Origin of the sequence: Pelobacter seleniigenes DSM 18267 (genome assembly GCF_000711225.1) — a bacterium.
Classification (GTDB): Bacteria; Desulfobacterota; Desulfuromonadia; order Desulfuromonadales; family Geopsychrobacteraceae; genus Seleniibacterium; species Seleniibacterium seleniigenes.
In genome coordinates, this window is sequence record NZ_JOMG01000002.1 from 2678049 (window position 1) to 2702457 (window position 24409).

Sequence of the window (24409 nt, forward strand, 5' to 3'; positions counted from 1 at the left end):
CAATCGGTTTTCAGGCTTCCAGCGTGATGAAGCTGAAGCACTTCTTGGGACAGGTGACGCCACAGCCGGCACAGCCGATACAGTTATCGGGGTTGGCAATGGTCATGACCATCCGGGTACTGTAATTTTCTTCATCTTCAATGTCTTCCGGGCCGAGGACATTGCGCGAGCAGGCTTTGTAGCAGCGGCCGCAGCCGATGCACTTCTCCGGGTCGATTGCATTTGCAAAGGTCGGGGTCCAGTCTGCTCCCCCTCTGGTTTTCCCAGTCAATAAGGCCATCTTGTTCTCCTTTTAAATAAATATTTCGTGTTCAATGGGGTCTTTGTTATCAGACGGTCTATTTTTTCAGCATGGCTTTTCTCAGCCAGGGGGGTGGGTTGCCCTGTAGAACTTCCTGCAGCTTGGTCACGGTTTCCTGGATCGGTGCGCGGTCCTTGCTTTTCAACGGATGAATTTTTTTGGCGACCAGACGGGCGGCAGCCGGACCGCCTATCTCAGCGACATAGACCAGAGCACATTCTTCCAGACCGCTGCAGCGTGCCTCGATCCGGTCCGCTTCATCGTCACCTTCGCTTTTAACCTGGACGATACCGTTGAATTCGGCGCTGTCGGAGCTGATATCCCAGATGTAAAACTGTTCCGCACGGCCAAAGTGTTCATCGATATGGATTTTATCCGTGCTTGCAAATGCAACTTTCATGTACTCACCTCGTTCCCGTTTCTGATCTATGAGCTGAAGCTTTCTGGTCCGAATCATCTTTCGTCCCATCTTGTTTTGAGCACCCGAAGGCCGGCGGGCAGAGGCTTTCTGCCCGCCGGACAGTTTGCTAACGCATCATTTCAAACCACTGGTCTTCACAGGTTTCATCTTTGATATCCAGAAACTTGTTGGCGATCACGGTCAGGAAGTTGATGGCGCCCTGATAGCCGATCACCGGGGTCCGGTGGATATTGACCCGGTCCATGACCGGGAAGCCGATGCGGAAGTGCGGGATCTTGGCATCACGAGCAACCCATTTGCAGTGGGTATCGCCGATGATGGCGTCGACCGGATCGGTCATGCACAGGCTGCGCATGTGCCAGAGGTCTTTGTTGACGTAGACGCTGCCCTGGCTGCCATACAGCGGCGAGGTATCAAGCAGAGCCTGCATTTCCTTGGCAAATTTCTTGTTCGAACGGGAACAGAGGATATGGTACGGAATAGCTCCCATTTCGAGCAGGAAGGAGACGATGCCGAGCAGGTAATCCGGGTCGCCGGCAACGGCAAATTTCTTGCCGTGGATGTACTGATGGGCATCGGTCATAGCGTCGACGGCGCGACCACGTTCATCCTTCAAGGATTGCGGAATCGGTTTGCCGAACAGTTCACTGAGTTTCATCAGGAAGGCGTCGGTCTTCTTGATTCCCATGGGCAGCGGCAGGGTTTCCTTGACCCCGGAATATTCGGTGCCGATCCATTTCATGGTGTTCAAGGTGCTGTATTTCATCAGTGAAATGGTGGCCTTACCATTGATGGAATCGGCCGCATCTTCCAGTTTGGTACCGCCTGGATACATGCGGTATTCGCCGTCACAGACCGAATCAAAGACATCGGTGATGTCAGCCATCATGGTGTAGGGAATATCCATGGCTTCGAGGTACTTCTTGTACTCGCGCAGGTTGCCGGTGTTGCCGTCAAAGCCAGGAATCAGGTTCAGCTTGCCGGTACATTTACCTTCGACTTTCTGCCCTTCGGTCAGGTATTGCAGGATGGCATTCAGCATGCTGTCGTAGCCATGAATGTGGGTCCCGTTGAAACTCGGGGTGTTGGCGTACGGGGTCGGCAAGTCCTCCGGAATCACACCCTTGTTCTTGGCATTTCTGATAAACGCGGTCAGGTCGTCGCCGATAACCTCGGGCATGCAGGTGGTATAGATCGGCATCAGTTTCGGCTTATACAGGGTATAGGCGTTCTCCAGTCCTTCGTGGAGGTTGTTCTGGCCACCGAACACAGCGCCGTCCTCGGTCATGGCGTCGGCGGTCGCGGCGGCCGGCTCGCGGAAATGGCGGCTGAAGGTACTGCGGAAGTAAGAGGCACACCCCTGGGAGCCGTGAACAAACGGCAGGGAGCCTTCAAAGCCGTGAGCAACCATCTGTGCGCCAAGGGGCTGGCAGGCATGGGCCGGGTTGATCACTAACGCTTCGCGGGCAAAGTTTTTCTCTTTGTACTCTTCGGTGTTGATCCAGTTTTTAACACGCTCGATCTCTTCCGGAGAATGTTCGGTCAATGGTCTAACTGCTACTTCGCTCATGGCGATAAACTCCTTTATCGTCACCACAGTTGCGTTGAGATACGGATTGATGTGCCGCCCGACCCTCTGGGGAGAGGGGGAGGGCACATTTTTCCTGTTTCACCGGTTCGGCCATCGGGCGCGTGACTCGGCAGTGCTCTCTGTTGCTGTGTGGTTCTCAAATATATGGTTAAAAAGGACTCTTGACTAAATCCCACGTAGGCGAATTGATCGCCATGTCGATGTCACGGGCAAAGATTTTGAATCCTTCGTAACCGTGATAAGGACCGGAATAATCCCAGCTGTGCATCTGGCGGAAGGGGATGCCGGCTTTTTGGAAGACGTACTTCTCCTTGATTCCACTGCCGACCAGGTCCGGTTTGAATTCTTCGACAAACTTTTCCAGCTCAAACTCAGAGACGTCATCATAGATCAAAGTTCCTTTCGCCATCTCGGGAGCGGTCCGATCATAGTCGTCCTGGTGAGCGAACTCATACCCGGTGCCAGTGATCTGGATGCCGAGATCTTCATAGGCACCAACAGTGTGACGGGGGCGCAGCCCACCGACGAACAGCATGGCGGTTTTGCCTTCCAGGCGCGGTTTGTACTCATCGATCACGGCCTGGGCCATGGCGCTGTATTTGGCAATAACCTGCTCGCCTTTTTCTTTGATGGTGTCATCAAAGCGGGCGGCAATAGCGCGAATACTTTCGGCGATCTTGGTCGGTCCGAAGAAGTTATATTCGATCCAGGGAATGCCCCATTTCTCTTCCATGACCTTACACATGTAGTTCATGGACCGGTAGCAGTGGATGACGTTCAGTTTGACCTGGTAAGTCGAAGCGATTTTTTCGATCTCGCCATCGCCGGTCCAGATCGACTTGACGTTGAGGCCCATTTCTTCAAGGATCGGTTTGGCTGCCCAGACATCGCCGCCGATATTGTAGTCGCCGATCAGGGCGATATCGTAAGGACCGGGTGCGTCAAGAAATTCCCGTTTACCGATGACGAAGTCACGGATCGAGTCGTTGGAAATGTGGTGACCCAGAGACTGGCTGACACCCCGGAAACCTTCACAGTTACAGGGAATCACCAGTTTGCCGAGTTCCTTTTCCATCTTCTTGGTCACGGCATTGATGTCGTCACCGATCAGGCCGACCGGGCACTCCGACAACACTGAAAGACCTTTACAGAGCGGGAACAGTTCGTCTGCTTCACGCAGCAGTTTTTCGAGTTTCTTGTCGCCACCGTAAACAATATCTTTTTCCTGGAAATCAGAAGTGAAATCGAGGGGGAAACAGGTCACCCCGGGAATTCCCTGCATCAGGTTCCGACGTGTTCCCCAGCTGTAAACGCCGCAGCCGACGGGACCGTGAGAGACGTGCACAACGTCACGAATCGGTCCCCAAACCACCCCTTTGGCACCGGCATAAGCGCAGCCCCGCTGACTCATGACGCCAGGGACGACTTTTTTATTGGATTTGACCGCACAACTGGACACTGAAGGTTCGTTGGCGCCCAGGTGCGGGGCACGCTTTTTCTGTGCCTTCTCCGGCATTGCCGAGAGGGTCTCTTCAATCAGTTGCTCGGTTCTTTCTTTAGTGATGCCCGCGATGGGCTTTCTTTCAGCCATTTGTTGCTCCTTCAAACGGTTAAAATTCCGAAGTCAGGCACATCTCGATCAGACAAGTGCGGCCGCTATGGCCTGACTTCAGAGCTGTCAATAAATTAAGCGCCTTCTGCAACCCCGACGACCGTCTCGTCTTCAGCTTCCATAATGCCGAATTCCATCAGCAGGGCTTCGAGTTCGTCCATGTCGATGGGGGTCGGAACAACGAAGTTGGTGTTCTCTGAAATCTTTCTGGCCAGGGTCCGGTACTCTTCAGCCTGGGGGTGCTCCGGTGAGTACTCGATAACGGTCATCCGCCGCAGCTCGGCACGCTGCACCTGATTGTCGCGTGGCACGAAGTGGATCATGGTCGTGCCCAGTCGTTCGGCCAGAGCGGTGATCAACTCGGCTTCACGGTCGGTATTCCGGCTGTTGCAGATCAGGCCGGCCAGACGCACGCTACCGGATGCAGCATACTTCACGATCCCTTTGGAAATGTTGTTGGCGGCGTACATGGCCATCATTTCGCCGGACACAACGATGTAGATCTCCTGAGCCTTGTTTTCGCGGATCGGCATGGCGAAGCCACCGCAGACAACGTCACCGAGGACGTCGTAGAACACGAAATCAAGATCCGGGGTATAAGCTCCTTCTTCTTCGAGGAAGTTGATTGCGGTGATAACACCACGACCGGCACAGCCGACGCCCGGTTCGGGACCGCCGGACTCGACACATTTGATATCGGCGTAGCCGACCCGCAAAACGTCATCAAGCTCGAGATCTTCGACGGTTCCGAGTTCGCGGACTTTGTCCATGACGGTTTCCTGGGCTTTGGCGTGCAGGATCAAACGGGTGGAATCCGCCTTCGGATCACAGCCGACGATCATGACTTTTTTGCCCAGGGCAGCAAGACCGGCCACAGTATTCTGTGTGGTTGTGGATTTACCGATGCCGCCTTTGCCGTAGATAGCGATTTGCCTCATTTTCTTTTCTGCCATTTTGGTTTCCTCCTGGAATGGTTTTGCGGTGAACTGTTGTCCACCAGGTTTAGGCTGTTTGACTGAATGCAGTTATGGCGGCATCTCCATTGATGTTGTCTGCGCATTCAGTCAACCAGGCCTGATTTATTAAGTTGCAGGTGCCTGTTGGGTCCTGTTGCCAATGTCTGGATTTGCGGGCGGCTCTGCCCGTGAAGGTGTTCTGGAATTGCTTGGGAGTTTTCGAAAAAGCGTCTCCTGCTTTTTCGGGGGTAAAACAAGAAAGCCCAAAAACGAATCCGCATCGTGTTGCGTATTCTCTTTGGGCTTCGTTACCTGTCTGCCAACAGAACCACGACCTCGTGATCTTGTTGTGCGATTTTACTTTCTCTATAAGCATTAGCCGTGCCAAAACTGCAATTAATCGGCTAACTCATTGTTTTTGTAGGATCTATTAAATCAAGTGCGCTGTCTGTTGAGACCTGGTCGAAAAAAATAAGCGGCCGCGGCAACCTTCGATGCACAGAAAATGAGCATCAGCTGCAGCCCTTTGCAAGGAATCTAAGCATATGAAATACCTTATCTTTTTTGTCGGATAAGCGGGAACGCCTAGGCTGGTTTGCAACCGCAGAGAAAGGGCCGCGGCCCGCGCTGGCACCGCACCGTGGCGACAAACGGTCAGGCTTCACGAACAATCGCCGCCAGCTTCAGGGCAAAGGTCAGTTCAAGCCCGGCCAGCACGTGATTGCCGTCAAGGGTGACGGTTTCTTCCCCAAGGGCAGTGATGATCATGGTGCGTGCCGCACCGTCGGCAAATTCGATGTTCAGCTTGCGGCCGACTGCCAGCTCTTTGTCCGCCGGGAAAGCTTTTTTATCCAGTTGGAGGATGTTCTCCTGCCGGCGCGGACCATAGGCGGCTTCAGCCGGAAGGATGATATTTTTGACCTGCCCCTCTTTCATGCCGATGATCTCCGCTTCCAGCGCCGGGAAAACTTCCTGCTGGCCGAGGGTAATGGTCAACGGATCATCATCGTCACGGCTGTCGAAGATTCGACCGTTGTCAAGGGTCCCTATGTAGTGCACGGCGACCAGGTCGCCCGGTTTGGCTGTTTTCATGATTTTTCTCCTGAGGATATGATGAAAAAACGATCATCAAAATATTTTTTAAGCACTGGAGCCACTTCCTGCCAGGGCAAGCCGCCCTGGCCGCAACCCGGCCTGGGGACGATGATTTCAGGCCAACCCTTGTAATCGCAGAGTTCGACCAGTTCACGGCAGGATTGTCCGATGATCTTCAACTCCGGCATGTCGTAGGGGCTGTTCTCCACCGGAAACGAAACGATTCGCTGCCCCAGGTCAAACACATGCGGGCCGAACCGCCTGATTTGCTCACCCAGGGTGTAGGGCAACCTGGGGAACCGCTCGGCGGCCTGGCGGGCACAGCCGCGCGGCATGGCGCAGAGTCCATTTTTGTTGAGTAACCCGCCGACGGTAATGGCAACAACCGCACCGTCCCGATGGTAGTCCCACAGATCGCCACTGATTTCCTGAAGGCGGATCATCTAGCGACTCCGTTCCCGGACGACGGAGACCAGGAAATCGAAGACGTCTTCGCGGCTGGCAATAAAGCCCGGCATTTGGAAGATCATGATCTCCTCCAGTTTCTCCAGGATCAGTCCGTCCTGGCTGCCGATTTCATCCATGACCGCTTCGAACATGGGGATCACTTCATACAGATCGTCCCGGTCGAAGGGGCGCGGATCCGGCTTGCCGGTGAATTTTTGATCATCCCGTGTCTCTTTTTTACGCAGATATTTGTGATACAGGTCTGAGGGTTTGATTTCAATTCCCATGCTTTTCCTTCCTTGGCCAGGATTGGCAGGTGGTTAAAAAGCGCCTGCCCAATGCTGTCGGTTCAACCGCAGGAGCCGCAGCCCGATCCGCAACCGTGATTTTTACAGACGATGACATTGCTCTTTTTGTGGCCGGGGCTGGCGAGAAATGCCTGTAGACTGTCGGCGGCGATCACCCAGCGGCCGTCCTGCTCCTGGCCGCTGAGTAGCCCGCGTTTGATGTGCATCAGAACATTAAGTTCGGTGGTTTTCAACTGTGCTGCGACCTGGTCGATCGCCAGATATTGTGCCGTTTCACTCATAACCTGCTCCTGATAAGAAAAACCCATGCTGCATTGTCTGCAGATGGGCGTCGTTGACCTTGCTGAGATGATGGTTCTGTTCTGTGTCTTCGGTCTTACAAATTTCTTGCCAACGGGGACAAACTGAGCAGCCGCGGGGTAATTTCTTCGATTTCTTTTCTGACCTGCCCATCGAGCCGTTTGAGCCATGACCTGGGCAGGGCATCCAGGCCGTAAAATGCTCCGGCGATCATCCCGGCGATGGCGCCGGTGGTATCGGCGTCGCCTCCTTGGTTGACCACACCGATCAGGCATTCCTCAAAGCTGGCGCTGCTGAAGATGTAGTGAAATACGGTCTGCAGGGTGTCGACCACATAGCCGCTGGCCTGCCCTTGGTACTTGTTGAACCTGAAGTTGGGGTATTGGCTGGTTAACTCCCGGGTCAACGCGTGCAGTTCAAAACGATCGCAGCCGCAAATGGCCGTCTGCACCATTTTTCCGACCGTAATACAGGCCGCGTCCGAAAGCACATGATGATGGGTCAGGCGGGCCTGCTGCAGCGCGCATTGTTGCAACAGTTCGCTATCCCCCAGGGTGACCAGGGCGACCGGGGCCATGCGCATCACGGCCCCGTTGCCGGCATCCCATTCGTTCAGCGGCACTTCCAGGCAGCCGCTGGTCATGTACATGCGAAGCCCTTTGCGGACCGTGGAGCCGATATCGATGGGTTTACCGCGCATCCAGGCGACAAAATTATCGGCGATCTGCGGCAGGCTCCAGCCCTGGCGCTGGACCAGGGCTCTGGCCAGGGCCAGGGACATTTCCGTATCGTCGGTGACCTGTCCGGCTTTGAGGCCGAGCCAGCCGCCGCCGATGATTTTTCGATGGACCTTGTGCTTGCTGCGGATTTCGCCCGGAGTCATGAATTCCGTTGTGGCGCCGAGAGCGTCCCCCAAAGCCAGACCCAGAAACGCAGCCGTTGCCCGTTCCAGAATTTGCGTTTGGTCGTTCATCCGCCGATCATGACCTTGACATCATATTCCCCGCCGAAGACCAGGTATTCGTCTTCACCGCGAAACAGCGACTTGGGGAGAATGCCGCAGAGAAAAAAGATTTTCGGCAGCGGTACCGCAACCTGCAGGACCCGGCTGCCGAATTCCCAAGCCCGTTCGAAATCGGCGGTGAAGGAATTAAGGTTGTTCAGGCGCATGATGTAACTGGTTTTATCGGTTTTTTCGAGAATCACGTGCTCCTCGAAATCGTTCACTCCGCGGTACAGAACCAGGTGCTGGCAATCGGGCTTACGGCGGCGCAGTTCGTATTGAATGAACTCATAGAGCAGATCAAGCTGCGAAAAGATCGCACTGGTGCGGGACGATCCATTCATGCGATCGACCATGTACTGAAAATATTCTTCGGAGTGAATATCGGCGATTTTGTTGCGATGAAAAGTCGGGACCAGGCCCAAACGGGATTCGACCCACCCCTTGAGCACCGCACCTTCAATGGAGTTGCTGTCGAACAGCCAGCCGCGCAAAAAGCGCAGATAGCTGTTTTTGAGACTCTTCTGACAGCTGCGGGAAGCTTCCCGCTGCCACTGGTGCAACTGGAAAGTCACATCCATGAAATCGTGGAAACGACTGCCCCGCAACTCCGGATCGGCAATCTGCTCCAGTTCCTTGAACAGCATGCGCCCGATATGCTGTGCGCCCTGAATCTCCAGCGGTTGCGGGTGACAGTTGTAGTGTCGGGAGGCAATCGACCAGGGAGGCAGGTTGCACAGATTGATCGGGGTGACATGCTCGTTCAGATCAGCCCTCCATCAGCAGGATGGCTTCGGCAACTTCCTTGAGGCTCTTCCGTTTGTCCATGGCCAGTTTCTGGATCTTGCGATGAGCTTCGGGTTCCTTCAGCCCCTGCTTCATCAGCAACCCTTTGGCCCGGTCAACCAATTTCCGGGTTTCCAGGCTGTCTTTGAGGGCAGCAACTTCATCGCGCAGATTTGAGAGCTCAATAAACTGATGAATGGCCAGATCCACGGAAATTTTCAATTGTTCTTCCTTGAACGGTTTCATCAGGTACTGATGCACCCCTGCGTCCTGGGCTTTGGACACGGTTTCACTGTCCGTGGTGCCGGTCAGCAGGACGATAGCGCCACAGGGCTTGCGGTTGATTTTCCCGGCAGCGGTAATCCCGTCCATCACCGGCATGGTCACATCCATCACGGTCAGTAACGGGCTGTGGGTCGCGGCCATAGCGACAGCCTGTGCGCCGTCCGCCGCTTCAAAAATCTCATCGAAACCATAATCGGCCAGGGCTTTGGCAACCTGACGCCGAATCAGGGGTTCATCATCAACGACTAATGCTATTTTCACGGGTTGTCCTCTTTGCCAGTCGGCAACCTTCCGCCCGACCTGAACGGAAGGCTGCCGGAGAAGTAGTGGTGGTAAAGTTAACGGCTCTGCGGCGTATTGTAGCCGGAAATACCGCTTGACCCTGCGATGCTGACCCGTTGGAAATCAGGATAGGCTTCCATGCCGATTTCGGCCGAATCGCAGCCAAGCATCTCTTCCTCTTCACTGACCCGGATCCCGACCGTATACTTCAGCACCAGCCAGGTAATGGAGGTGGTCACAATCACGAAGGCGCCGATGGAGACCACACCGATGAACTGGGTCACGAAGCTCGCTTCAGAGTTGGTGATCGGCACCGCCAGGGTGCCCCAGACCCCGCACACCAGGTGAACCGACAAGGCGCCGACCACGTCATCGATCTTGAGCTTGTCGAAAAACGGTACGGCCAACACCACCAGGATCCCGCCGACCGCGCCGATCAGGGTCGCGGCGCCCAGCGACGGCGTCGCCGGCCCGGCGGTGATCGACACCAGCCCGGCCAACGCGCCGTTCAGGGCCATGGTCACGTCGACCTTCTTGTACATGATCTGCACCAGGATCATCGCGGCGATCATCCCGCCGCAGGCGGCCAGGTTGGTGTTGACCATGACGTTGGACATTTCGATGGCGCTGGCGGCGTTGCCCAGGGCCAGCACCGAGCCGCCGTTAAACCCGTACCAGCCCATCCACAGGATGAAGGTGCCCAGGGTGGCCAGGGGGATGTTGGAACCGGGGAAGGGGTTGACCCGCCCGTCCTTGCCGTACTTGCCTTTGCGCGCACCGAGGATGATCGCCCCGGTCAGCGCGGCCCAGCCGCCCACCGAGTGGACCAGGGTCGACCCGGCGTAGTCGGTGAACCCCATCTCGGACAGCCAGCCGCCGCCCCACACCCAGGCCCCCTGGATCGGATAGATGACCCCGGTCAGCACCACGCAGAAGGCCAGGAACGACCACAGCTTGATCCGCTCGGCCACGCAGCCGGAGACCACCGAACAGGCCGCACCGCAGAACACCATCTGGAAGAACCAGTCGGATGAGGCGGCGTAACCGGCGGCATAATCGCCGGACAGGGCCGCGGCGTCATCCGGCCCCCAGAGCCCGAAACTGCCGATGAACCCGCCGTCCACCCCGGCGTACATCAGATTGTAGCCGATCAGGTAGAAAAGGATCCCGGCGATCCCGAACAGGGAAATATTCTTCAGGCAGATGGTGGCGACGTTCTTCGAGCGCACCAGACCGGATTCGAGCATGCCGAACCCAGCGGCCATCCACATCACCAGCACCCCCATGACCAGAAAGGAAAAGGTATTCAAAACATAGGACAGCTCGGCATCGGCTGCGAGGGCCAGGCTCGGGACGAGCAGAATCGCCGCCAGGGTCAGGACCGTTTTTTTCATGGTGTGTATCTCCTTGTCTATATGAATAAAGTGTCTTTTGATGGTGAAGGGCGGATCAGAGGGAATCTTCCCCGGATTCGCCGGTCCGGATCCTGATCGACTGTTCGATGGCGCTGACGAAGATCTTGCCGTCGCCGATGCGGCCGGTGCAGGCTTCGCGCTGAATGGCGCTGACCAGCCCGTCGACCTGGTCGTCGGAGACCACCAGCTCAATCTTGATCTTGGGAATGAAGTCGATCTGGTATTCGGCACCGCGGTAGAGTTCGGTGTGCCCTTTCTGGCGGCCGAAACCGCGTACTTCGCTGACCGTCATGCCACTGATCCCGAGATCGGTGATCGCCGCTTTGACATCGTCCAGCTTGAACGGCTTGATGATACATTCTACTTTTTTCATCCTGAGGGGCTCCTTTGATAATGAGGGGCTGGGAATTAAAAACAACATTGATTCTCTTCATCTAGCAGCTATTGTGCCAATTTGTAACGTGCTGAGATCGTGCAGGAAGGCAGTTTTTATGGCGAGATATGCTTATAATTTAGGCGGCTTGGTGTAGGGCTGCTTAAGCGCTGATCAGCACCGCTGCGCAAGCGGATGATACGGGGGACGTTGTGTGCGATGCAAATGAGTGACTGGGCGGAGATGGTCCAAAGAGGCCAGGGCGCCTCTCCACGGAAAGAGGCGCCCTGACTGCTACAGGTGGGAAGAATTATTTCTTGGTGTCTTCCGGGGTGAAAACGGAGCCGAGACGGACCGTGTGAAAGTCGGGGTAGGCGCTGGCGCCATGCTCCGAGAAATCGAGCCCGGCCAGTTCTTCTTCTTTGCTGACCCGCATACCAATGACCATGTCGATCACTTTAAAGAGAATGAAGCCGGTGGTGAAGGCCCAGGCAAAGCAGGTTGCGATGCCGATCAACTGCACGCCGACGGTGTGCAGGGAAAAGCCTGCCGAGTCAAAGAGTCCGGCAGCCAGGGTTCCCCAGGCGCCACAGACGCCGTGAACAGAAACAGCACCGACCGGATCGTCGACTTTGATTTTATCGAAAAACATAACCGAGAAAACCACCAGGATACCGGCCACCAGGCCGATAATTACAGCGGAAACCGCAGAGACATTGGCACATCCGGCGGTGATGCCGACCAGCCCGGCCAACGCGCCGTTGAGGGTCATGCCGATATCGCTTTTACCGAATTTGAACCAGGTGTACAGCATGGCCGAAACGGCACCAGCGGCAGCGGCCAGGGTTGTGGTCACAGCGATAATGGCGATGGAGGAGTCACCGGTGGTGGTTGAACCGGGGTTGAATCCGTACCAGCCGAACCAGAGCAGGAAAACGCCCAGGGCGGCGATGGGAATGTTATGCCCGGGAATCGGTTTGACGTTGCCGTTCTTGTCAAATTTGCCGGCGCGTGGGCCAACCACAATGGCTCCGGCCAGGGCCAACCAGCCACCGACGGAGTGGACCACGGAGGAACCGGCGAAATCAATGAAGCCAAGCCCTTCCAGCCAGCCGCTGCCATGGAACAGGCTACCCCAGGCCCAGCCGCCGAAAATAGGATAAATCAAGGCGGAGACAAAGACCGAATAGACCATGTAGGCGCTGAATTTGGTCCGTTCGGCGACCGCTCCGGAAATAATGGTCGCGGCGGTTGCCGCAAACACGACCTGGAACATCCAGAAAGCATAGTTCCAGGCCTCACCGTCGCCGGTTGCGCCGCTGAAGAAGAAATCGGTGGTGCCGAACAGACCATTGGTGGTGCCGAACATCAGGCCGAAACCAACGGCCCAGAAGGCCAGGGAGCCGACCGAAAAGTCCATCAAGTTTTTCATCATGATGTTACAGGCATTTTTGGCCCGGGTGAAGCCGGCCTCGACCATGGCGAATCCGGCCTGCATCAGGAAGACCAGGAAGGCGGCGACCAGGGTCCAGACAAAGTTCAGGTTGTTTTGTACGGCATCGGCGGTCATCGGCTCGGCATCGGCGGCGGCAGCCAGCAGCGGTGCTCCGAAGAGCAGGGCGAGCAATAATATCGAGGTGCGTTTCCTCATGTCAGATATCTCCTGTCAATAAAATATGGTGGAAAAAATAATCGGTGAACCGATTTGCTTAAAGAGCGTCTTCGCCGGATTCGCCGGTCCGAATTCTGATGGCCTGTTCCGCGTTGCTGACGAAAATCTTGCCATCACCGATGCGGCCGGTGCAGGCTTCGCGCTGGATGGTGGCGACCAATTCCTCAACCTGCTCAGCGGGAACAACCAGCTCGATTTTGATTTTGGGAATGAAGTCGATCTGATACTCGGCACCGCGATAAAGTTCGGTGTGGCCTTTTTGCCGGCCGAAACCGCGTACTTCGCTAACCGTCATACCGCTGATCCCCAGATCTGTGATAGCGGCCTTCACATCGTCCAGCTTGAAGGGCTTGATAATGCATTCAACTTTTTTCATCCTGAGAATCTCCTTGTCAGGTGGTCATAAAAAAAGCGCTCAAACTCTACGAGGAGTTTTGAGCGCCATTGCTCTAAACATTATTGAGGTATTTCCTAACCGTAAGCAGGACCTTGGTTCCCGCAGGCCTGCTCGCTATTTTGCATTCTCCATACCAACAAAAAAAATAATGCTTCTTTTCTGGTGGCTAGTCGTCGCCGATGACTAGATTTGCCTGTAAAAAAAATCCATGGGCGGCGGTTAGTCATGAAAAAATCGCTTCCCTTGACTGAGGTGCGGGGAGTTTGGAAAAAAAATCATCAGCGCCGGCACGGGAAGATGTTGAATTTTTAGACAGTAAGGCGCGCTGGTTGATTAAAAACAGTGCACCGGATCAAATCTCGCGACATTTCTCCGGGAGGAAAATTTCAAAGCAACTGCCCCGTTCAGGAGCATCGGAAACCTGCAGGTGACCATCATATTCGGCGACGATTTTACGGCACAGGTAGAGCCCCAGACCGGTACCGGTGCCGTCCTTGCGGGCGGTGAAAAAAGGTTCGAAAATCCGCTCTTTGAGGGCATCCGGAACGCCTGGGCCGGTATCGCAAAAACGCACAAAGAGGCCGTTTCCGGGCCGGAATTCCGTGCTGATGCGGATCTGGCCATGAGCCCCCATAGCCTGCACGGCATTGAGGATCAGGTTGATGAAGATCTGCTTGAAGCGATTGTTGTCGATATGGACCAGCGGCAACTTGGCGAACTCTTCGCTCACCGTGATCTGCTCTTTGTTCAGTTCATAGCGTAGCAGTTTCAGGACATCGGCCAGGGTTTCGTTGAGATCGGTCAGTTTCTTCCGGCCTTCCTGGGCCCCGGAGTAGGAGAGTAGCTCTGAGGTCAGACTGGTCAGTCGCTCGACTTCGGTGTTGATCCGCTCCAGCAGCTCCTGTTGGTCGGCGTTGTAATTGTCTTCGGTCAACAGCAGTTCGCAGGCGTAATTGATGACCGACAGCGGGTTATTGATTTCATGGGCGATGCCGGCGCTCATCCGCCCGACCTCGGCCAGTTTTTCCGACTGGATGGTCTGCGCCAGGAGCTGCTCGAATTCGGTAATATCCTCCACTACCACCACGGCACCGATGGTTTTCTCACCGGCTTTGAGCGGCGCCAGGAAGCGTTTCTGGAGGCGGTTCTCCCCGGTCTGGCCGCGATGCAGCAGGCGCAGTTTCTGCGCTTTCCCTTCGGCCAGCACCCGCCGCAGCCGGTCGGCGATCCCTTCTTCTTCGAGGGTGGGGAACAACTCATTGAGGGGGCAGCCGATCGCCTTTGCCGCTGGAATGCGGCTGATCTGGGCCATGCTGTCGTTCCAGGAGGTGATGTGCAGTTGCCGGTCGACGGTGTAAACGCCGATACTGATGCTGGACAGAATCTGCCGGTTGAGGTTGTGGAGGTGTTCTTTTTCCTTATTGACCCGACAGAGATCCCGATACAGGCGGGCATTATCGATGGCAATGGCCGCCTGGCCGGCCAGGATCGACAGGGCATCGCAGTCGTCCGCAGAAAAAGCCTCTTCCTGCTGGCTTTCAACATTGAGGACGCCGATAATCCTTTCTCGGGCAATCAAGGGCACGGCCAGCTCAGAGCGCGCCGCTTCGATACCGGGGATATAGTCTTCGGCCTGGGCCAGGTTCTGGATCAGGTAGGGACGACCGAACTTGGCCGCTTTGCCCATGATCCCCTGACCGAGCAGGATCGGCTGTTCGGTGACCGCCTGCTCATAGCCGAACGCGGCCACGGACTCCAACTGCCGGCCGTCCTCGCTGAGCAGACGGATAATGGCATTCTCGAAATGAAAAACCTCACGGGAAAGTTCAAGAATCCGGGTTAACAGCCGGTCAATATCGGTTATGGCGGCCAGTTCCTTGCCAACATCAATCAGCACACGGAACAATTTCTGGTTCTGATCATACATAGTCGCTGAACTCATTTCGCTGGAACCTGTAAAAATCGATCTCAGGATGGGAGTAATCGTTTTCTTATAAGCATGGACAGTGCCAAAATAGAGATTCGAACTTACGGGAGGCAATTCTTTTTTTTGGCTTGGTTTCTGCAAAAATAGAGTTCTTTTTAACGAGGCTGAACATCAGCTCCTACCGAGCTGCCACCCCGAAGGGATGTCTTTATGCTCTTGAGGTCAGATCTTTCGTTGATCGAAAGCGTTGAGCGGTTTACCACCCGCCTGGAAAAAATTTACAGCCCGGAACTCGCCCGGCAAACCGCTGGCCGGATTGTCGCCGAGCTGGCGGTCTTTAAGAAGAAATTCTCCCCCCGGCAGCACGAGCGGCTCTGGGATCAGGGCGATGTGTTGCTGATCAGCTACGGGAATTCGATCGTGCAGGAAGGGCAGTTGCCGCTATGGGTGCTGGCCCGGTTTCTGGAGCAACGGCTGAAAGGGTTTGTCAACGTCATTCACCTGTTGCCCTTTTTCCCATTCAGTTCCGACGACGGTTTCGCGGTCATCGATTACCGCAAGGTCAATCCTCTGCTGGGGGACTGGGAAGACGTCGCGCGGATCAACCAATCGTTCGAGCTGATGTTCGATCTGGTTATCAACCATGTCTCCAGCCATCACGGGTGGTTCGAACAGTTTATCCGTGACGAGTTGCCGGGGAAAAATTACTTCATCACTCCGCCGCCGCAGGCGGAGCTGGGGAAGGTGGTTCGCCCGCGCGAGTCTCCGCTGTTGACCCCGGTGGCCACTGCCGCCGGCAAGAAGTCGGTCTGGACCACTTTCAGCGCCGATCAGGTCGATGTCAATTTTGCCAACCCCGATGTGCTGCTCGAATATGTCCGGATCCTTCTCGACTACCTGGCCAAGGGGGCCAGGATCATCCGCCTGGATGCCATTGCTTTCTTATGGAAGGAATCCGCCACCAGCTGCATGAATCTGCCCCAGACCCATGAGTTTGTCCGCCTGCTGCGTGAGCTGCTCGATGCGGCGGTGCCACAAACCCTGCTGCTCACCGAGACCAATGTGCCGCATCAGCAGAATGTCAGTTATTTCGGCGACAGCGATGAAGCCCATATGGTCTATCAGTTCAGCCTGGCGCCGCTGCTCTTGCACAGCCTGTTTCGGGGCAACGCCCGCTACCTGAACCACTGGGCGCGGCGCTGCTGTCTGACCCCGCCGGGCTGCACCTTCCTCAATTTTACCGCGTCTCACGATGGGATCGGCATGCGCCCCCTGGAGGGGCTGTTACCGCAGGGGGAAATCGACTTGCTGCTCAAGGGGATGGAACAGTTCGGCGGGCAGATCAGCTACCGGACCAATAATGACGGCAGCAAAAGCGCCTATGAAATCAACATTACCTATTTCGATGCCCTGAAAGGAACCTGGTTGGGGGAAGATAGCTGGCAGATCGCCCGCTTTTTGCTTGCCCAGACCCTGATGCTGGGACTGCGTGGGATTCCGGCCTTTTACATTCACAGCCTGCTGGCAACCCCCAACGATTACGCGGGGGTCGAAAAGGGGGGACGGGCACGTCTGATCAATCGGCACAGTTGGGATCTGGGCGAGCTGGAAAATCTGCTGGGCGATTTTCAGACCCCGCAAGCGATTGTTTTCAACGAATTGCGGCGGCGGATAAAAATTCGCCAGCAACAGGCGGCCTTTCATCCCGATGCCCGCCAGCAGATTATTCACCTGGGCGATCATGTCTGCGGCTTCTGGCGCTACAGCCCGGACGGCAGGGAGCGGATCCTGGCGATCCACAATATCACCGACCAACTGCGCCCCCTGTATCTGGCAGGCCCTCTGGAAGGCAAGCTGAGCGGCCGCTGGCAAGGACTGCTGACCGGTGAAGAGGTCAACGGCCTGCAGGCCACCGTGCAACTGCCCCCCTACCATGTGCTCTGGCTGAAACAGGTGGAGTGACGCAACAGACTGTTGAAAAAGTCCATTTCTGGTCTTTTTTCAAACCCAGTGGAGAAAGGTGTGATTTCGTCCTCCTGACAAAATCAATGCGTGAGAAAGTCGCCATTGGTTCTAATCGCCCATGCACGGCCTCACCAGCCTGTAAATAAGCCCCGCACGGCAGGATCAGCCCTTATTATCCTCTTCGACCGCTTCGTAGACGTGATCCAGAATGTCCGGGACCGCGCTGATCACCCGGTTCCAACTTGGCATGAACGGGGTTTCCATGGGGTTGTTGATAAACACATCGCCGGCGCGGACGATATTTTCGGCAAACAGTTCCACGGCCTTTTCCTCTTTATGCCGGTCGATGGAGAGGCCGTTGATCACCGCATCGTCATAGAAGCGTTGAACAAAGTCGAGGGCGATTCGGTAGTAGGTGGCTTTGAGGCTGCGGAAGGTTTCCATGGAGAGGACTTCGCCCTGAGTAGCCAGCTTGCGGATAATGGCTTTGGTGATGTCGGTACTCATCCGGGACAACCCCTTTTGCGGATCATCCTCGGACATTTCCTGATGCTTGTGATCATAGACATCGGCAATGTCGACCTGGCAGATGCGGCTGGTCGCGTAGTTGCGGTACATTTCCGAAATCACGCCAATCTCGAGCCCCCAGTCGCTGGGGATCCGCAGGTCGTTGAGGACATCGACGCGCATGGAAAATTCTCCAGCCAGGGCATAGCGGAAGCTGTCCAGGTAATCGAGGTAATCGGAGTGGCCGACGATCTTCTGCAACGAACGGATCAGCGGGGTGACCAGCAACCGACAGACCCGGCCGTTCAGGCTGCCGTTGGCAATTCGCGAGTAATAGCCTTTGCAGAACTGATAGTTGAAATGGGGGTTGGCGACCGGGTAAATGAGTCGGGCGAGCATCTCTCGTTTATAGGTGACAATATCGCAGTCGTGCAGAGCGACGGCGCGACTGCGGCCTGATGCCAGCACATAGCCGAAGCAGTACCAGACATTGCGCCCCTTGCCCATTTCCGTGGGGGCCAGCCCCTGGTCCGCCAGCATCCGATCCACGGCGCGCAGGCGCGGGCCATCATTCCAGAGGATGCGGTGATCCTGGGGCAGCCGGGAAAAATATTCTTTGGCGTATTTGAATTGCGTCTCATCGGCGCGATCCAGGCCGATGACGATCTCTTTCAGGTAGTTGGCGTTTTTCAGATCGTCAAGGATCGGCCCCAGGGCCGGTCCTTCCAGTTCGGAGAACAGGGAGGGGAGAACCAGGCTCATCGGAGTCCGGGTGGAAAAACGCTCCAGCTCCTTTTCCAGTTCCTCAAGCGGGCGAGAGGTCAGGTTGTGCAGGGTGGTGATGACTCCGTTCTGAAAAAAATCAGCCATGCTCGGCTCCTTTGTCGGTATAGAGTAGCAAGATATCGTGGATGGCGCGATTCCAGCCGCTGGGGCCGGGTTGTTTGGCATGGAGGATTTTGCCGCAACGCGGCTCAGGAGCGATCCCGCTCGGGTTGGGAATGATCACGGCCAGATCTGCCGCCTCCATCATCGCCCGGTCATTGGGACCGTCCCCCAGGGCGACGCTGAACAGCTTCGGATGCGTTTGCTGCCGCCGGAAATAGCCGAGCAGCCAATGGACCGCGGTTCCTTTATCGGCCCGGTTGTCGAGAATATGGAAGAAGCGTCCCCCCCTGAGCAATTGCAGGTTGTAACCGGCCAGCTCCTGCCTGAAGCGGGTCAGGGCTTCGGGGCTGTCCTGCCAGATAATCGGTTCACTCCCCAGGCGCTGGCGAGCCAGGGCTGCGGCCTGTTCGTCAAGGCCGGTGGCGGCCATCACCTCGGTGACGGAAAAATCACTGAATCCCTGAAAGCAATACGCTCTGTCTGCCCTGATTTTATGCACCAGGGGGATGAGTTCGGTATAGGGTTTGCCGAAAAAATGGGCATTCCCTGCCGTTTCGGCGTCCTGCGGCACGAGGATGATGCCCGCACCATTTTCCACGATGACCGGCGCGGCCAGGCCGAGGGCGGCATGGATCGCAGCCACTTCCGCCGCGGTTTTGCTGGTGCAGAGAATCACCGGGATCTCAAGGTCCGCCAGCTTTTCAAGGGCCGGCACGGCGGCGTCCCAACGGTAGGAATGGTGGTCGAGAAGGGTGCCGTCGAGATCGGTGAATATGATCAGGCGCTGTCGATACATGGACATCTCCGTCGTTGTGGATCACGAAGAATACTGCAAGGCGGGTGCCATGCGATGATACCTTGTTGGCAGGGGAGGGTCCAGCGGGGATTTGTACGGCAGCCCCTTCCCGGTCTCGAAAGGGGCCAACCAAAGGGGGCTGTTACTGGGCCAGCTGATAAAGCTGTTCTGCTGCCGGGGCCAGCACATGGTGCAGGTTGACGACATCCCCGAAGACCAGCAGTGCCGGGCGTTGGGCCTGCTCGGCGGTGAGGGGCAGGTTCTGCAGATCGGTAATCAGCACCTGCTGGTTGCTGCGGGTGGCGTTGGCCACGATGGCGACCGGCAGGTTGGCCGGGACCCCCTGGCTGAGGGCCAGCTGGGAAATCTCGCGGGCGAAGCTGACCCCCATCAGCACGACAGTCGTATGGTGCGGAATTTTCAACAGGGGGAACCAGTCCGCGTTAATTTTGCTGCCGGCCAGATGGGCGGACACCACCGACATGTTGGTGGCGTAGCCGCGCGCGGTGGGAGGGATGCCGGCGCAGGCCGGTCCGGCCAGGGCGGAACTGATCCCGCTGACCACTTCAACCTGCACCCCGCGTTTGATCAGGTATTCGGCTTCTTCGGCGCCGCGGCCGAAGATATAGGGGTCGCCGCATTTCAGCCGGGCGATGCGCAGGCCCTGGCGGGTCTTCTGAAAAAGTAATTCATTGATCTGCTCCTGGCGGAAACTGTGGCAGCCTTTTTGTTTACCCACAGCGATCTTTTCGGTCCCGGCCGGGATCAGGTCCATGATTTCCGGGGTGAGCAGGTGATCGTAGAGGACCACATCCATCTGCTGGATCAGTTTGTAGGCTTTCAGGGTCAACAGCTCGGGGTCGCCCGGACCGCAGCCGATCAGATAGACCTTGGCCAGGCGGCTGCGGCATTCTGCAGCGGTTTGCTGCGGGGCAATGATCCCCTGCAGGCGTTCGACTTTTTTCTGGCGGACCAGGCTGTCGAGATCGGCCGGAATGGTGGCCGCAATTTTATCCCGCACTACCTGGCCGATGGTCGGGCTGCAGCCGTTGGTTGAAACGGCTATTTTGAGCTGACCGTAATTGAGCAACGCCGAAAAATGAAAGTCACTGAGCTCTGGTTGGGACACACAGTTGAACAGGAACTGATAGCCGCTTTTCAGGGCCTTGATCCGGTCCGGCAGGTCCGGATTGCCGGTTGCATCGACCACCAGGGTGGCCCCGAGCAGATCGGTACTGCAAAAACTGCGTTCCTGATAGGGCTGGCCCAGCTCTTTGAGCTCATCGCAGATCTGCTCGGCAACGATTCTGAAAGTCAGCCCGTTCTGCTGCAGGGTGCGCGCTTTTTGCAGCGCGGCCTGGCCGCCGCCGATGATCAGCAGTTCCGGTTTGGTCAAGAGGATGGGCAGGGATTCGGTGTTCATGTCTGGTCCTGTTCAAGCAAGCTCAGCGCCCGGGGCGTTGAATAACAAAATGGTTTTTTCGTGGTGCGGTGGGCCGCTGGGCCCGGCGGACATAAAAAAAACCGCAACCTGCATAAAATGAAGGTTCCGGTTACCCATCTGTCCCGAGTCCTGTCAGCTTGCCCTTCGTCCCCTCAGGCAAAGATCTGTTCGGTCGCAGCAGGTCTTCTGACTCCCGGTTCGTTCGCGGACGACGCCTTCCCAGGATCACCCAGTGGCATGTGTGTCGTCGTTGTCCCCGGTTACAGCGGTGGGTCCGCCCCCGATTCGCACGGGGTTCCCTTTTCAATCCCGAAGGAACTGCACCTGTTTTTTCGATTGTCTGCTCTGTATATGTCCATCCCGCAGCGGATGTCAAATTTTTTAATCTCCACATTCTCCCTTGAAAAATGCCGGTTTTGCGGACTGGAGACGTGTCACTTGCGTATAGCGTCCGGTCGGTTTCGAAAATCGACCCGTCAGAACGAATCATGCCTGGGCGCAAAAAAAATGACTTGCAGAAGATTATTATTTGCATTCTAATCAGCGCCAGGAAACACGGCATCAGCTGCCGAACCGATCTTTAATGGAAAAGGCACGGGAGGGAAGGAAGGCGGTGAAAATCCGTCACGGACCCGCCACTGTGACCGGGAGCAGGTCTCCCGGGAGTCAGATACTTCCCCCCTGCAAAGCCGCAATGACCTGAACTTCGTGGAGTGAGCGTCAGGTTATTATCGCGAACGGATTAAATACGGAATCCCGAAGCCTTGCCCAAGGTTTCGGGATTTTTTTGTCTGCAGAGACCCTGAAAAGGGAGGTGTCATGTCGCAAATCATGCCCGAAGTGAACCACCAGCCCGGCCGGCTGATCTATGTCAGCGGCGGCTGCCGCAGTGGCAAGAGCCGTTTTGCCCAGGATTTTGCCGAACAGCTGCCCGGCCGCCGGGCTTATCTGGCCACTTGCCCGGTCATCGACAGCGAGATGGACCAGCGCATCCAGGCCCATCAACAGGCCCGGCTGGATAAGGGGTGGGCGACCATTGAAGAACCGCTGGACCCGGCGTCCGCCCTGGCGCGCGCCCGGGAGTATCCGGTGGTGCTCATCGACTGCCTGACCCTGTGGGTGAACAACCTGCTGTTTGCTGCCGATCAGCAGCAGCGCGAATTGAGCGAAACCGAGGTCGAGGAGCAGAGCCTGACGCTGATCCGGGAATGCCGCCAGGGCGGACGGACAATCGTTCTGGTCAGTAACGAACTGGGCATGGGGCTGGTCCCGGCCGATCCCCTGTCGCGGCGTTACCGTGACCTGATCGGGCGCTGCAATCAGGTGGTGGCCCGGCACGCCGATGAGGCCTATTTTCTGGTCTCCGGGCTGCCACTGCAATTGAAATAGATCACATCCCCGCACCCGCCCGGGGCGCAGGGGGAACATTTGAGATCCTTGACTGAGGAGATTTGCACGATGGAATTGCTCGACAACACCCTGGCCGCCATTACCCGGCAGGACCAGACCGCCCGCCATCAGGCGCAGGAACGCCTTGACCAGTTGATCATGCCGCACTGGGCCTTGGGCAGACTGATGGACCTGGCCCTGGATCTGGCCGGCATCAGCGGCAGCATAACCCCGGTGGTCAAGCGCAAGCTGATTCTGGTGATGGCCGGTGACCACGGGGTGGCCGCCAGCGGGGTCAGTCGTTTTGGCCAGGAAGTAACGGTGCAGATGGTGCAGAGCTATTTTGCCGGAGTGGCGGGCTGCAATGTTCTTGCCCGTCAGGCCGGGGCCAAAGTCGCGGTGGTCGACATGGGGATCGCCGGAGAGCTGACGGGCGCGGCTGCGGACTTGGTGATCAAACGCAAGGTGGCGCGTGGCACCGCTGATTTTACCCGCGGTCCGGCCATGACCCGGGACCAGGCGATCCAGGCTCTGGAAGCGGGGATTGAGGTGACTCAGGCTTTTGCCGACGAGGTTGACCTGTTCGGCACCGCGGAGATGGGGATCGGCAATACCACCTCGAGCAGCGCCATCGTCGCTGCACTGTGCGGCCTGTCAGCGGCGGCTGCCACCGGGCGCGGTTCGGGGCTGAACGATGAGCAGCTGGAGCGCAAGATCGCCATTGTCGAACAGGGGTTGGCCGTGAATCAGCCCGTGGCTGCCGATCCGCTCGACGTACTGGCCAAGGTCGGCGGGTTTGAAATCGCCGGCATCGCCGGACAGATTCTCGGGGCGGCTGCTCTGCGCAAACCGATCGTGGTTGACGGGTTTATCTCCACGGCCGGTGCTCTGGTGGCCGCCAAACTGGCGCCGGCCTGTACCGATTTCATGATCGCCTCGCACCGCAGTATGGAACGCGGCCACCTGGCCGCCCTTGCGGAGCTGGGCAAAGAGCCGCTCCTCGATCTCAATTTTCGCCTCGGGGAAGGGACCGGCGCGGCCATGGCCATGAACCTGGTCGAAGGGGCAGTGGCGATTCTCACCGAGATGGCCACCTTTGCGGAAGCGGCGGTCAGCCAGGCAACCCGCTGAACCCGAAGATGGACGACTAAAATCAATCGTTCCGAAGGAAGAGAAGGGATACGTTATGCAGTTACTTGAACAGACCATTGCCGCCATCAGCGGCCAGGATCAGGCAGCCCGCCAGCGAGCCAAAGAGCGTCTCGATCAACTCATCATGCCGCATTGGGCGCTGGGGAAACTGATGGATATGGCCCTGGATCTGGCCGGCATGACCGGTTCGGTGCGGCCGCCGGTGCGCCGTCGCAAGATCGTGGCCATGGCCGGCGATCACGGCATCGCCAAAAGCGGAGTCAGCCTGTTTCCGCAGGAAGTCACCGTGCAGATGGCCCAGGGGTTCATCGCCGGGGTGGCCGGGGTCAATGTTCTGGCCCGCCAGTCCGGCACCGAAGTTGTCCTGGTCGATATGGGGATTGCCGGAGAACTGGATGAAAAAACCGCGGCAGCGGTCATCGACCGCAAGGTTGCCCGCGGCACGGCCAATTTCGCCGAAGGCCCGGCTATGACCCGGGACCAGGCGATCCAGGCGTTGGAGGCCGGGATTGCAGTGGCGCAGGAGCTGGCTGCAGACACCGATGTTTTTGGAACCGGTGAGCTGGGGATCGGCAATACCTCGCCGAGCAGCGCCATGGTCGCCACCCTCTGTGGCATCCCGGTGGCTGCGGCGGTCGGGCGCGGGACCGGGCTGGATGACGCGCAGTTGCAGCACAAGATTCGCGTGCTGGAAAACGCCCTGGCCCTGAATGCCCCGGATCCAGCCGATCCAATCGATGTCCTGAGCAAAGTCGGCGGGTTTGAGATTGCCGGGATTGCCGGGCTGATTCTGGGCGCGGCTGCCCTGAAAAAACCGGTGGTGGTCGATGGCTTCATCTCCACGGCCGGAGCTCTGCTCGCTGGCAGGATCGCCCCCTTGAGCAAGGACTATATGATCGCCTCGCACCGCAGTGTGGAGCAGGGGCAGGTCGCCGCCCTCAAGGAGCTGGGCAAGGAGCCGCTGCTCGATCTCAACCTGCGCCTCGGCGAGGGGAGCGGGGCCGCGGTGGCCATGAATCTGGTCGAAGGGGCGGTGGCCGTGTTGACGGAAATGGCGACTTTTGCCGAGGCCGCGGTCTCCCAGGCTGAGCGTTAGT

At 57.2% G+C, this 24409-nt stretch carries 24 protein-coding genes and 2 riboswitches; of the genes, 4 read left to right on the forward strand and 20 right to left on the reverse strand.

The annotated features are described in order from the left end of the window. Window positions 1-10 precede the first annotated feature (10 nt). From fdxB to N909_RS0115140, 17 genes are all read right to left on the reverse strand, one after another. Entirely contained in the window at window positions 11-280 is a 270-nt protein-coding gene (gene fdxB, locus N909_RS0115055; RefSeq protein WP_029916571.1) for a ferredoxin III, nif-specific, read from the reverse strand. A 58-nt stretch (window positions 281-338) separates the two neighbouring features. Next, window positions 339-701 carry a nitrogen fixation protein NifX gene (gene nifX, locus N909_RS0115060; protein WP_029916573.1) on the reverse strand — a complete coding sequence of 121 codons (363 nt, stop codon included), beginning with the start codon at window positions 699-701 and terminating at the stop codon, window positions 339-341. A 127-nt stretch (window positions 702-828) separates the two neighbouring features. Continuing rightward, window positions 829-2292, reverse strand: a complete 1464-nt coding sequence (gene nifK / locus N909_RS0115065; protein ID WP_029916576.1) for a nitrogenase molybdenum-iron protein subunit beta — start codon at window positions 2290-2292, stop codon at window positions 829-831. Window positions 2293-2461: 169 nt separating this feature from the next. Further along, on the reverse strand, window positions 2462-3904 hold the full coding sequence (gene nifD, locus N909_RS0115070) for a nitrogenase molybdenum-iron protein alpha chain (protein WP_029916578.1): 1443 nt from the start codon (window positions 3902-3904) through the stop codon (window positions 2462-2464). A 95-nt stretch (window positions 3905-3999) separates the two neighbouring features. Further along, window positions 4000-4863 (reverse strand): nitrogenase iron protein, encoded by an 864-nt coding sequence (gene nifH, locus N909_RS0115075; protein ID WP_029916580.1) that lies wholly within the window; start codon window positions 4861-4863, stop codon window positions 4000-4002. Window positions 4864-5535: 672 nt separating this feature from the next. Continuing rightward, window positions 5536-5973, reverse strand: coding sequence for an FKBP-type peptidyl-prolyl cis-trans isomerase (locus N909_RS0115085; protein ID WP_029916584.1), 438 nt, complete (start codon window positions 5971-5973; stop codon window positions 5536-5538). Further along, on the reverse strand, window positions 5970-6419 hold the full coding sequence (locus N909_RS0115090) for a macro domain-containing protein (protein WP_029916586.1): 450 nt from the start codon (window positions 6417-6419) through the stop codon (window positions 5970-5972). The genes N909_RS0115085 and N909_RS0115090 overlap by 4 nt, the downstream gene beginning before the upstream one ends. Further along, window positions 6420-6710 carry a hypothetical protein gene (locus N909_RS0115095; RefSeq protein ID WP_029916588.1) on the reverse strand — a complete coding sequence of 97 codons (291 nt, stop codon included), beginning with the start codon at window positions 6708-6710 and terminating at the stop codon, window positions 6420-6422. Between the two features lie 62 nt (window positions 6711-6772). Further along, window positions 6773-7012 carry a hypothetical protein gene (locus N909_RS0115100; RefSeq protein ID WP_029916590.1) on the reverse strand — a complete coding sequence of 80 codons (240 nt, stop codon included), beginning with the start codon at window positions 7010-7012 and terminating at the stop codon, window positions 6773-6775. A 95-nt stretch (window positions 7013-7107) separates the two neighbouring features. Then, window positions 7108-8004, reverse strand: coding sequence for an ADP-ribosyl-[dinitrogen reductase] hydrolase (gene draG / locus N909_RS0115105; protein WP_029916592.1), 897 nt, complete (start codon window positions 8002-8004; stop codon window positions 7108-7110). Continuing rightward, complete coding sequence (locus N909_RS0115110) at window positions 8001-8801, reverse strand: NAD(+)--dinitrogen-reductase ADP-D-ribosyltransferase (RefSeq protein ID WP_029916594.1); 801 nt, start codon at window positions 8799-8801, stop codon at window positions 8001-8003. Before N909_RS0115110 ends, draG begins: the two co-directional genes overlap by 4 nt. A 1-nt stretch (window position 8802) precedes the next feature. Beyond that, window positions 8803-9366, reverse strand: a complete 564-nt coding sequence (locus tag N909_RS0115115) for an ANTAR domain-containing response regulator (RefSeq protein WP_029916596.1) — start codon at window positions 9364-9366, stop codon at window positions 8803-8805. Window positions 9367-9443: 77 nt separating this feature from the next. Then, a complete protein-coding gene (locus N909_RS0115120; RefSeq protein ID WP_051689805.1) occupies window positions 9444-10781 on the reverse strand; it encodes an ammonium transporter in 1338 nt (445 codons plus the stop codon). A gap of 55 nt (window positions 10782-10836) precedes the next feature. Next, window positions 10837-11175, reverse strand: coding sequence for a P-II family nitrogen regulator (locus N909_RS0115125; RefSeq protein WP_029912640.1), 339 nt, complete (start codon window positions 11173-11175; stop codon window positions 10837-10839). Between the two features lie 310 nt (window positions 11176-11485). Further along, window positions 11486-12826 (reverse strand): ammonium transporter, encoded by a 1341-nt coding sequence (locus N909_RS0115130; protein WP_029916600.1) that lies wholly within the window; start codon window positions 12824-12826, stop codon window positions 11486-11488. Window positions 12827-12884: 58 nt separating this feature from the next. Beyond that, window positions 12885-13223, reverse strand: coding sequence for a P-II family nitrogen regulator (locus N909_RS0115135; protein ID WP_029916601.1), 339 nt, complete (start codon window positions 13221-13223; stop codon window positions 12885-12887). Window positions 13224-13596: 373 nt separating this feature from the next. Further along, complete coding sequence (locus N909_RS0115140; protein ID WP_084167725.1) at window positions 13597-15186, reverse strand: ATP-binding protein; 1590 nt, start codon at window positions 15184-15186, stop codon at window positions 13597-13599. Between the two features lie 195 nt (window positions 15187-15381). Here N909_RS0115140 and N909_RS0115145 point away from each other — a divergent pair, with 195 nt between their 5' ends. Beyond that, on the forward strand, window positions 15382-17133 hold the full coding sequence (locus N909_RS0115145) for a sugar phosphorylase (protein ID WP_029916603.1): 1752 nt from the start codon (window positions 15382-15384) through the stop codon (window positions 17131-17133). Between the two features lie 165 nt (window positions 17134-17298). On the opposite strand, the gene N909_RS0115150 is transcribed toward N909_RS0115145, so the two are convergent. From N909_RS0115150 to cobA, 3 genes are all read right to left on the reverse strand, one after another. Further along, on the reverse strand, window positions 17299-18513 hold the full coding sequence (locus tag N909_RS0115150) for a glycosyltransferase family protein (RefSeq protein ID WP_029916604.1): 1215 nt from the start codon (window positions 18511-18513) through the stop codon (window positions 17299-17301). Further along, window positions 18506-19327: an HAD-IIB family hydrolase gene (locus tag N909_RS0115155; protein ID WP_029916605.1), complete on the reverse strand. Its 822-nt coding sequence runs from the start codon at window positions 19325-19327 to the stop codon at window positions 18506-18508. Before N909_RS0115155 ends, N909_RS0115150 begins: the two co-directional genes overlap by 8 nt. A gap of 142 nt (window positions 19328-19469) precedes the next feature. After that, on the reverse strand, window positions 19470-20750 hold the full coding sequence (cobA, locus tag N909_RS0115160) for a uroporphyrinogen-III C-methyltransferase (RefSeq protein ID WP_051689806.1): 1281 nt from the start codon (window positions 20748-20750) through the stop codon (window positions 19470-19472). Window positions 20751-20930: 180 nt separating this feature from the next. Continuing rightward, a riboswitch (cobalamin riboswitch) is annotated at window positions 20931-21109 on the reverse strand. A 265-nt stretch (window positions 21110-21374) separates the two neighbouring features. Continuing rightward, window positions 21375-21447, forward strand: a riboswitch (cobalamin riboswitch). A 143-nt stretch (window positions 21448-21590) separates the two neighbouring features. On the opposite strand from cobA, the gene cobU reads away from it, so the two are divergent. The 3 genes from cobU to cobT (N909_RS0115180) all read left to right on the forward strand — a co-directional run bounded on the left by cobU (window position 21591) and on the right by cobT (N909_RS0115180) (window position 24408). Further along, window positions 21591-22160: a bifunctional adenosylcobinamide kinase/adenosylcobinamide-phosphate guanylyltransferase gene (cobU, locus tag N909_RS0115170; protein ID WP_245613609.1), complete on the forward strand. Its 570-nt coding sequence runs from the start codon at window positions 21591-21593 to the stop codon at window positions 22158-22160. A 69-nt stretch (window positions 22161-22229) separates the two neighbouring features. Continuing rightward, window positions 22230-23291: a nicotinate-nucleotide--dimethylbenzimidazole phosphoribosyltransferase gene (cobT, locus tag N909_RS0115175; protein WP_029916609.1), complete on the forward strand. Its 1062-nt coding sequence runs from the start codon at window positions 22230-22232 to the stop codon at window positions 23289-23291. A 55-nt stretch (window positions 23292-23346) separates the two neighbouring features. After that, window positions 23347-24408 (forward strand): nicotinate-nucleotide--dimethylbenzimidazole phosphoribosyltransferase, encoded by a 1062-nt coding sequence (gene cobT, locus N909_RS0115180; RefSeq protein WP_029916611.1) that lies wholly within the window; start codon window positions 23347-23349, stop codon window positions 24406-24408. Window position 24409: the final 1 nt, after the last annotated feature.

Excerpts from the sequence above, each read along its gene's own strand:
- fdxB (WP_029916571.1), bottom strand. The coding sequence starts at position 280 with ATGGCCTTATTGACTGGGAAAACCAGAGGGGGAGCAGACTGGACCCCG.
- nifX (WP_029916573.1), bottom strand. The coding sequence starts at position 701 with ATGAAAGTTGCATTTGCAAGCACGGATAAAATCCATATCGATGAACAC.
- nifK (WP_029916576.1), bottom strand. The coding sequence starts at position 2,292 with ATGAGCGAAGTAGCAGTTAGACCATTGACCGAACATTCTCCGGAAGAG.
- nifD (WP_029916578.1), bottom strand. The coding sequence starts at position 3,904 with ATGGCTGAAAGAAAGCCCATCGCGGGCATCACTAAAGAAAGAACCGAG.
- nifH (WP_029916580.1), bottom strand. The coding sequence starts at position 4,863 with ATGAGGCAAATCGCTATCTACGGCAAAGGCGGCATCGGTAAATCCACA.
- N909_RS0115085 (WP_029916584.1), bottom strand. The coding sequence starts at position 5,973 with ATGAAAACAGCCAAACCGGGCGACCTGGTCGCCGTGCACTACATAGGG.
- N909_RS0115090 (WP_029916586.1), bottom strand. The coding sequence starts at position 6,419 with ATGATCCGCCTTCAGGAAATCAGTGGCGATCTGTGGGACTACCATCGG.
- N909_RS0115095 (WP_029916588.1), bottom strand. The coding sequence starts at position 6,710 with ATGGGAATTGAAATCAAACCCTCAGACCTGTATCACAAATATCTGCGT.
- N909_RS0115100 (WP_029916590.1), bottom strand. The coding sequence starts at position 7,012 with ATGAGTGAAACGGCACAATATCTGGCGATCGACCAGGTCGCAGCACAG.
- draG (WP_029916592.1), bottom strand. The coding sequence starts at position 8,004 with ATGAACGACCAAACGCAAATTCTGGAACGGGCAACGGCTGCGTTTCTG.
- N909_RS0115120 (WP_051689805.1), bottom strand. The coding sequence starts at position 10,781 with ATGAAAAAAACGGTCCTGACCCTGGCGGCGATTCTGCTCGTCCCGAGC.
- N909_RS0115125 (WP_029912640.1), bottom strand. The coding sequence starts at position 11,175 with ATGAAAAAAGTAGAATGTATCATCAAGCCGTTCAAGCTGGACGATGTC.
- N909_RS0115130 (WP_029916600.1), bottom strand. The coding sequence starts at position 12,826 with ATGAGGAAACGCACCTCGATATTATTGCTCGCCCTGCTCTTCGGAGCA.
- N909_RS0115135 (WP_029916601.1), bottom strand. The coding sequence starts at position 13,223 with ATGAAAAAAGTTGAATGCATTATCAAGCCCTTCAAGCTGGACGATGTG.
- N909_RS0115140 (WP_084167725.1), bottom strand. The coding sequence starts at position 15,186 with ATGAGTTCAGCGACTATGTATGATCAGAACCAGAAATTGTTCCGTGTG.
- N909_RS0115145 (WP_029916603.1), top strand. The coding sequence starts at position 15,382 with ATGCTCTTGAGGTCAGATCTTTCGTTGATCGAAAGCGTTGAGCGGTTT.
- N909_RS0115150 (WP_029916604.1), bottom strand. The coding sequence starts at position 18,513 with ATGGCTGATTTTTTTCAGAACGGAGTCATCACCACCCTGCACAACCTG.
- N909_RS0115155 (WP_029916605.1), bottom strand. The coding sequence starts at position 19,327 with ATGTATCGACAGCGCCTGATCATATTCACCGATCTCGACGGCACCCTT.
- cobA (WP_051689806.1), bottom strand. The coding sequence starts at position 20,750 with ATGAACACCGAATCCCTGCCCATCCTCTTGACCAAACCGGAACTGCTG.
- cobU (WP_245613609.1), top strand. The coding sequence starts at position 21,591 with ATGTCGCAAATCATGCCCGAAGTGAACCACCAGCCCGGCCGGCTGATC.
- cobT (WP_029916609.1), top strand. The coding sequence starts at position 22,230 with ATGGAATTGCTCGACAACACCCTGGCCGCCATTACCCGGCAGGACCAG.
- cobT (WP_029916611.1), top strand. The coding sequence starts at position 23,347 with ATGCAGTTACTTGAACAGACCATTGCCGCCATCAGCGGCCAGGATCAG.